Source organism: Gracilimonas sp., assembly GCF_035704785.1.
Classification (GTDB): Bacteria; Bacteroidota; Rhodothermia; order Balneolales; family Balneolaceae; genus Gracilimonas.
Window position 1 is genome coordinate 1 of record NZ_DASSWP010000099.1, and the last position, 8,079, is coordinate 8,079.

At 42.5% G+C, this 8,079-nt stretch carries 8 protein-coding genes; 3 read left to right on the top strand and 5 right to left on the bottom strand.

Annotated features, from left to right (window positions below):
* The coding region (locus VFM80_RS05815) for a PhoH family protein (protein ID WP_395070484.1) at positions 1-704 on the top strand (704 nt) is incomplete at its 5' end.
* A 69-nt stretch (positions 705-773) separates the two neighbouring features.
* Here the strand turns inward: VFM80_RS05815 and VFM80_RS05820 are convergent.
* Complete coding sequence (locus VFM80_RS05820; protein ID WP_395070486.1) at positions 774-1,019, bottom strand: hypothetical protein; 246 nt, start codon at positions 1,017-1,019, stop codon at positions 774-776.
* A 147-nt stretch (positions 1,020-1,166) separates the two neighbouring features.
* Between VFM80_RS05820 and mscL the strand changes: the two genes are divergently transcribed.
* Positions 1,167-1,580 (top strand): large-conductance mechanosensitive channel protein MscL, encoded by a 414-nt coding sequence (mscL, locus tag VFM80_RS05825; RefSeq protein WP_395070488.1) that lies wholly within the window; start codon positions 1,167-1,169, stop codon positions 1,578-1,580.
* Between the two features lie 12 nt (positions 1,581-1,592).
* On the opposite strand, the gene VFM80_RS05830 is transcribed toward mscL, so the two are convergent.
* Together VFM80_RS05830 and murI are read right to left on the bottom strand one after the other, a co-directional pair.
* Complete coding sequence (locus VFM80_RS05830; RefSeq protein ID WP_395070490.1) at positions 1,593-2,066, bottom strand: DUF6265 family protein; 474 nt, start codon at positions 2,064-2,066, stop codon at positions 1,593-1,595.
* A 262-nt stretch (positions 2,067-2,328) separates the two neighbouring features.
* The gene (gene murI / locus VFM80_RS05835; protein ID WP_395070492.1) at positions 2,329-3,138 is read right to left on the bottom strand and encodes a glutamate racemase; all 810 of its coding nucleotides are present in this window, start codon (positions 3,136-3,138) and stop codon (positions 2,329-2,331) included.
* Between the two features lie 82 nt (positions 3,139-3,220).
* Between murI and VFM80_RS05840 the strand changes: the two genes are divergently transcribed.
* Positions 3,221-5,299 (top strand): TonB-dependent receptor family protein, encoded by a 2,079-nt coding sequence (locus tag VFM80_RS05840; protein ID WP_395070494.1) that lies wholly within the window; start codon positions 3,221-3,223, stop codon positions 5,297-5,299.
* Positions 5,300-5,325: 26 nt separating this feature from the next.
* Here VFM80_RS05840 and VFM80_RS05845 read toward each other — a convergent pair whose 3' ends face one another.
* Positions 5,326-6,618: a hypothetical protein gene (locus tag VFM80_RS05845; protein ID WP_395070496.1), complete on the bottom strand. Its 1,293-nt coding sequence runs from the start codon at positions 6,616-6,618 to the stop codon at positions 5,326-5,328.
* Positions 6,619-6,800: 182 nt separating this feature from the next.
* Positions 6,801-8,079, bottom strand: a 1,279-nt coding sequence (locus VFM80_RS05850; RefSeq protein WP_395070498.1) for a lamin tail domain-containing protein, incomplete at its 5' end; no start/stop codon positions are given.

Consider the following 8,079-nt stretch of genomic DNA (forward strand, 5'->3'; position numbering starts at 1 on the left):
CACTGGGATGGTACAATCCCAAGAGTGAGATGGTGGAAGTGGTTGAAAAGATGCATGCTTATGGCATTCAGCCTAAAAATGCCGAGCAAACCTTTGCGCTGCATGCGCTTCAAAATCCCAACATTTTGTGTACCTCCATAACAGGGGCGGCTGGCACCGGAAAAACTTTATTGGCTTTGGCCAGTGCACTGGAACAGCGAAGTGATTTCAAACAGGTATATTTGGCGCGGCCTATTGTACCGTTAAGCAATAAGGATATTGGATTTTTACCGGGAGATGCCAACCAAAAGATCGATCCGTATATGCAGCCGTTGTGGGATAACCTGAGCTTTATCAAAAATCAGTATAAAGAAAACAGCAAACCCTTCAAGAAAATTGATGAGATGCTACAGACGGATAAGCTACGGATCGTCCCGCTGGCCTATATTCGAGGGCGTAGCCTTTCAAACGTGATATTTATCATTGATGAGGCACAAAACCTGACTCCGCATGAGGTGAAGACCATCATCACCCGCGCAGGGGAAAATACCAAAGTTGTATTCACCGGGGATATCTTCCAAATTGATACACCGTATCTGGATGCGCAGAGCAACGGACTCAGCTATTTAGTGGATCGAATGCATAACCATGATCTGTATGCGCATATTAATCTCGAGAAAGGAGAGCGTTCAGACCTGGCAAATTTAGCTTCAAAACTGTTGTGAGGTGTTAGGTTTTAGGTTCGAGGTGTTAGATTCGAGTAATTCTAACACCTAACACCTCGCCACTAAAACCTATTCCTTAGCAGGGCTTAAAAGATCTACCTGGAAACGAAACTTCTCGGTTTCCATCGACATGATGTCGTAAAGGTCGGCGATTACTTCAAAAACAACTTTTGGTGCTCCGATGATGGTAGTGGATAGGTATCCCACTTCAATTTCTACATCGTATTGGGCAAGATGCTCCAGCAATTCCTGTACTTTTTCTCTAGGGTCGTCTTGGGATAATGGAATGTAAGTGAGCTGGGCAATGGTTTTCATAATGTATTTGTAGCTGATTAATTAATGAGAGATAAATTCAGCCTTAAGATAAAGCAGATGCAGTAAACAGACTAACTAAAGTTTGTAATTGCTGAAGGGCGCCTATTTTCACATATTCGCATGAATTTTCACTAAAAAAGAACATATATGAAAGGTCTCATCAAAGAATTTAAAGAGTTTGTTTCCCGGGGCAATGTCATAGAACTAGCAGTGGGGTTGATCATGGCCACCTATTTTGGGGCTATCGTCAAATCCTTCGTAAATGATATCATCATGCCGCCGGTGGGATACCTTATTGCCGGGGTTGATTTTGCTGAACTCAAATTTCAAATTGCTGAGCGTACATTAGCAGATGGCACATTGGAAGCCATTACCATTAATTATGGAGTTTTCATCAATACCATCATTACTTTTGTGATCGTATCCATAGCTATTTTCATGGTGGTAAGAGCCTACAATAATTTTATGAAAAAGGAAGAGGAAAAACCTACTCCCCAAACCGCGGCACCCAGTAAAGAAGAAATGCTGCTGACGGAGATTCGGGATTTGTTGAAAAAATAGCTTATAACAATTTTAAGAAGTGATCTTTTTCATGCTGAATATTTCAGTATGAGGTTCGCTTCCCTCATCCATAACCAACCGGATCTCTATTTCAGTGTCCGATTTTCGTTCATAGGTCAGTCCCTCCATCTCAATTTTGTCTTTTGAGGAGCGGATCATTTTGAAGGTCATCATATCGTCTTTTTCTTCCCAGCCGGTGAGATCAGGATTGAAGTGCTTCAGCCGGATCCCATTTTCATCCAGCAGCATGAATTCATAGAATGCCACTTCTCCATTACTCATATGCCGGAACATACCCATCATGGTTCCATTTGCGGGCTGTGACCAGCTTTCTTCAGAGATACCTCCAAATCCGTTTCCGGTCCAGGTTCCGACAAGCCATGCATAATCGTTGATGTCAAAAATTTGGTCGGTTGCAGGCTCCGAGACATTTGAAAAAGACAGGGTACTGAGAGCCAAAGCAAAGATGAGTAACAGTATTTTCATAACAGTAAAATTGGTGAGAAGTGAAATGGAATGTAGAAAATAAATCAAAGATTTCAATTCGATATAGCTAAAATGGGACCGGGAGGTACCGACAGGCAACCCCAACGAGGACGTTGGGAATGAGTTTTAAAACTGGTTCATGAATAAAAAATCATTCCTTCAATTTAGCACCAAGAGAAGATTGACGATTAACCGATGGACCGAACGACCGATTTACGAATTGAAAACCTGATAGCTGCCGGCTGAAAGCTAACAGCTATTCTCAATCCAGCTCCACCACCTCAACTCCATTCAATCGCCTTCCCAAAAATCGTTCAGCCAGTTCATGAAAACGCTGTGGGCGGTCACTGACGAAGCACTGGAAATCCCCGCCTTTTCCGTTCAGCAGATTTAACTCTTCTAGTTTGGTTTTGGCCGATTCAGCAATGGATTCCGCCGAGTCAATAATCTCAATATCTCCGTTCTTGAGGATCTTAGGAATCACCTCTTTAAAAAGAGGGTAATGAGTACATCCGAGGATCAGGGATTGAATGTCGCTGTCATCAAAGACATCCAGGTAATAATGCAGGGTTTGTTTGGCCACTTCATTATCAATCCAGCCTTCTTCAGCCAGTGGCACCAGCAACGGACATGCTTGCTGTTGTACGGTGATGGTGGGATCATATGCATGGATCGCTTCCACATAAGCCTGAGAGTTTACCGTTCCCAATGTTCCGATAACGCCAATATTCTTGTGATCGGGAAGTGAAACGGCATTATTGGTTCCTGCGGTGATTACATCCAGTACCGGAACATCCCCGGCAGCCTGAATGATCTCTTCCTTTGCTGAAGCTGAAACGGTGTTACAGGCGATCAAAATCATCTTCACCCCGCGTTTCAACAAAAAATTAGTGATCTGAAGTGCATAGGCACGCACGGTTTCTTCCGATTTGATGCCGTAGGGAACCCGGGCGGTATCCCCGAAATAAATAATGTCTTCATTGGGAAGGGCGTTGATCACGGCTTTGGCTACGGTCAATCCGCCAATACCGGAATCAAAAATACCGATGGGTGCGTTTTTTAGATCTTGCAAAGGAGTTATTGGTATGGAATTATTTGTTGATGGAAGGTATTCAATTCTTAAAACTTAATTCAAGCCTTTGTACTTTGTTCCCATGAACAAAAAATCAGCATTACTTTTTATATTTTTCATAATACCGCAAACCTATATTTATGCCCAGCAACCGGATACTCTTAAAGGAGATCTTGGCGAAGTCGTTGTCACTGGATATGAAGGTAATAGAAGCGTGATGGAGACGCCCGGTGCCATTGCTAATGTTCAGCCTGCAAGGATCACCGGTTTTGACGAGGGTTCATTGTTATACGGATTGAATACCATACCGGGAGTCCGAATTGAACAGCGGGCTCCGGGAAGTTATCGGGTAGCCATTCGCGGAAGTTCGCTTCGTTCTCCTTTTGGGGTTAGAAATGTGAAGATCTACTGGAATGATATTCCATTCACCGAGCCCTCGGGAAGTACGCCGTTGAATCTATTGGATGTGATCAACATGCAGGAAGTGGAAGTGATCAAAGGTCCGGCCGGAAGTATTTACGGTGCGGGAAACGGTGGGGTTTTGCTGTTGGAAAGCCGGCAATCGAGTGAGAATGAGGTGGGAGCAGGGACTATGTTCGGATCATACGGACTTCAGCGCTATACGGCCTTCGCACAATCTCAGTTCGAGGATGGAAATTTTCGGTTCAATTATTCAAATCAGCAGTCGGATGGATACCGGGATCAGTCCTTTTTTAACCGTGAGACCGCCGAGCTTTCCGGACAATTTCAGCTGAATGACAAACAGATCATCAAAACAAGTTTTTTGTACTCTGACCTTTATTATGGGATTCCCGGACCTTTAACGGAAGAGCAATTTGAGCAAGACCCGACTAAGGCCAGGCAGGGGAATCCATTCGCACTTGGCAGTGTGGAGGCGAATGCCAGTATTGATCAGCAGGCATTTTTAGCAGGGATCAGTCATGATGCTCAGATATCAGAAAACATCTCAAATCTGACCACGATATATGGAACCTTTAGCTCATTTGAGAATCCCTTCAATCTGGATTACAAAAAGGACAGCCGGAAATCGGGTGGAGGCCGAACCCGTTTTTATTTTGATACCGATATCGGGGAAGTGAGAACACGATTTACAGTGGGAGGGGAGCTTCAATCCGCAAATTATGCAGCAAGAAATTTTGAGAATGACAGCAGCGAAGTGGGGGCTCTGAATTTTGATGATGAGATCCAGATCCGTTCGTCTCTGGTATTTTTGAATACAGAGATCGATCTCCCCAATGAAATTTATTTCACAGCTGGGTTAAGTTACAATCGTCTGGAGTATAACCTGAATCGCTTGGTTACCAATCTGCCCGACGACAATACCGGTTTGGCTGAGAAGACCTTTGATCCTGAGATCATACCGCGGGTAGCTTTGCTGAAAAAATTCTCTCCGGCTTTGTCTTTGCATGGGAGCATGAGTTATGGATTTTCGCCACCGACCATCGAAGAGTTTAGAACCAACGAGGGAAGCATTGCCCTGGACCTGGAAGCTGAGCAGGGAGTGAATTATGAAGTTGGAGCGCGCGGAACATTGATCGGACCCCGTATTACGTACGATATCACTACTTTCTTTTTTAAGCTGGATGAGACCATTGTGCAGCAGCCTTCCGATCGGAATTCTACTGTCATTTTTGAAAACACGGGAAGCACCGATCAGTATGGACTCGAAGCCGCATTAAATTGGGCGATTCTTCGGAATAACAGTGCATTTTTACAGCAATTGGATTGGGGCGTTTCGTACACCTTTCATGATTTTGAGTTCAAGGATTATCAAAAGGAAGGAGAGGATTATTCCGGGAATAAGCTGACAGGTGTGGCTCCGCATATCCTGGTTTCTACGTTGAATGCTAAAACACAGGGAGGTTTTTACGGCTCATTAGCATATAACTTTACGGATGAGATTCCGCTGAATGATGCCAATACGGTCTATTCAGAGGCCTACCATTTGGTACAAACAAAAGTGGGATTTCAACAGCAGATACTGGACAATTTTAGTCTAGACATTTTTGCCGGAATAGATAATCTGCTGGATGAAAAGTACAGCCTTGGAAATGACCTGAATGCTTTTGGTGGCCGCTACTATCAGCCAGCTGCGCCAAGAAACTGGTTTGGGGGAGTGAAGCTGAATTTTGATTTATAGATCAGGAGCCTAGAGCGTTGGTATTGTCACAGACGAGGATTCACTACATTATTGTAGATCGAACCAAATGAAAATGACAAACCAAATCTTACCTGATAAGAATAAGAAGTAAACTGCTGACGAAGATTAAGTAGCTTTTCCGCATCGGTAATGTCGCCGGCAGGGATGGATAATTGATTATTGATCCAGGCATATTCACCGGATACGTAAATAGATAAACCTCTATATATTCTAAAGTTCAGTTGAGATTCTGTCACCAGACGGTTCTTGCTCATATCATGCAGGTAAGCTGAAGCATTGATCTCAGTTTCAAACTCTCCCCAAGGCTGCGTAAATCGAATATTGGACCTGAGCTGATGTTCTAACAGAAACTCGGATGATTTTCCATATATGGTTTGTTCATTATAATCGTTATAAGCACCTGTGATCCGGTATAGAAAAGTAATTTCTCGTTCCGTGAACTCTTCGTAGGGAAAAATACTGTACTCCAATGCAAGACTTCCATTTGCTGAAAGCGCAAGATTATCGCGTGTAGAAGAACGTAAGTTTGAAGAACCTCCGAAAGACCAATGATCTGATAAACTTTTTACCGCCAGTAGATCAGCACCGCGGCTTTCGGTAACAAAAGTACGAGTTGTGTCATCATCCTCAAATTTCCGGCGTTCATAATACTGTTGGATTCCAAACTGCAACTTCCATTCAGGAGTGATTCTTTCAGCGCTGGCATTACCTTGCAAAGAAAATTCTTTTTCAGATTCTTCGCCTTCCAGGTCGGTATCTGCATTTAATTCAAATATCCAGGAATCCCAATTATCTACAGGTGGTGTATCATCTTGTACTCCTATAGGGATGTAATTGACAGTCAAATTTTCAGAAACAGGGAGGTTAGCTAAGAAAAAGAATAAACCTTTCTTTATGTAGTCATTAAGTCCGTTTCTGATCTCATCATCTGTGTCTGATTCTGCAGAGAAATAAGTTAAACTTCTGCTCATCTCAGTGAATTCATTATTCCCAATAAATTGAAGAGTAAATTCTTCACCGCCACTGCCGGTTTGTTGTGTAGTGATCAATAGATGAAGGTCGGCATCATCTTCGTTTCTGACATAATTTATAAAAGGGATCTTTTCTCGAATATAAGACTCACTGCAGTTATGGGTGCGGCAATCTAAAAATACATCTATTGTTTCGGGTGAAAGATCAGGTGAATTCTGGGCAGTTGAAAGTTTAGACGGTAATAGAAAAAAAAGAATAATAGAAAAAAGAATCGATTTCTTGAGGCTCAACACAATGGTTGCGACGTAAACTTTTTTTGATTTCATACAAAAAATATGTGGCATTGAACAGATTTTATGGAGTAAATTACTATTAATGAATAGAGTAGTAATTTATGGATTTGATGGTTACAACCATTAAAAACCATGTAAAATGTTGCGACTTAACTGATAAGAGAGATAAAAATCGAGATAGGATTTTTAAAAACAATACTGAGAGCATAAGCTCTCTAAAATTTTCTTGCTAAAACTACCGTCTCTTTAAAGGTGACATTCTTTCCATTTGAGCTGTTGTATGCTTCAAAAAGCACAATGTAAATTCCGACCCGGTTTTTTCTTCGGTCCTCAGTCAAGCCGTCCCAAATGAGGGACCCCTCAAAACCTGCCTGAAATCCATCAGCCAAGCGTTTCACCTGCCGTCCATAACGGTCAAAAATTCGAACACGTAACAGATAGTCCGGTTCATCCAATTTGTAGTTAATAAAAAGATTGTCATCGAAGCCGTCACCATCCGGAGAAAAAGGATTTGGCGTAAAAGTCATACCTGTATTTTGCGAAACTGTACCACCCTGCTGAAATATGGAATTTTGCTCACCGGGAGTTCCTCCACTCACACGGGTACTGGAACTCCAGTTTGACTGATCATTGCTAGGTCCGGACGGATCGATGCGTTCAAGAGCTAAACCCTCAGTATTATATAGATTAGGGTTCTGCCAGCTTTCATTATAAAAGACCGAATCGATGGTTGTCCCGGTACTGTCAGCTAGGTAGATGGCATCATCTGTATTGGTCAGGCTGAGACTTGTTTGGTCTATGCGTACTTTAAACTGATCATCTTCATCTTGCAGTTCAAAATATTCAGCAAGTTGACTCTCTTCGAAGCTTTTGGCTTGATCATCTGCATATACTATCACATAACCGCCGGCAGGAATCCATTTATATTGTGAAGATACCGGAAACAGAGAACGCACTGAATTGTGTTCGTCCGGTTCATCATGCAGCGAAAATCCTTCCAGAGAAACCGCATGATCTGCACGGTTATACAACTCAATATATTCCGTTTGGTCCGGAAGATTGTCATCAGAATTAGCCAGTGGGTTATAAAGTATTTCGTTGATAACCACCGTTCCAGGCATCAGTGACTGAGAAACTTCTACTGAAAGCTCATCATTGGCATTTCCCTTGAAATCGGTGATGTTGGTGAACACAAGTCTTAGGGGTTGGCTGGCTCGCGAGTTTGACTTAGATAACACAGAAGCCCCACCCGGATTTTCGAGGATCAAGATATTTGCATCCGTTTCATTGTATTGAATAACTGATGCAGGTTGATTATTTATTGAGGCAGAGGCATTATTGATATTCACAAATTCAGTGAATGCTACAAAAATGGTTCCGTCCGACTGTAATTTTGAAAAGAGGATCTTCGGCGGAGTAACGTCGGGTTCATAAATTGAATTTTCGTTTCCGACAGTATTTCTGTAATTAGAAATGCTACTGCTCCAATTGGAG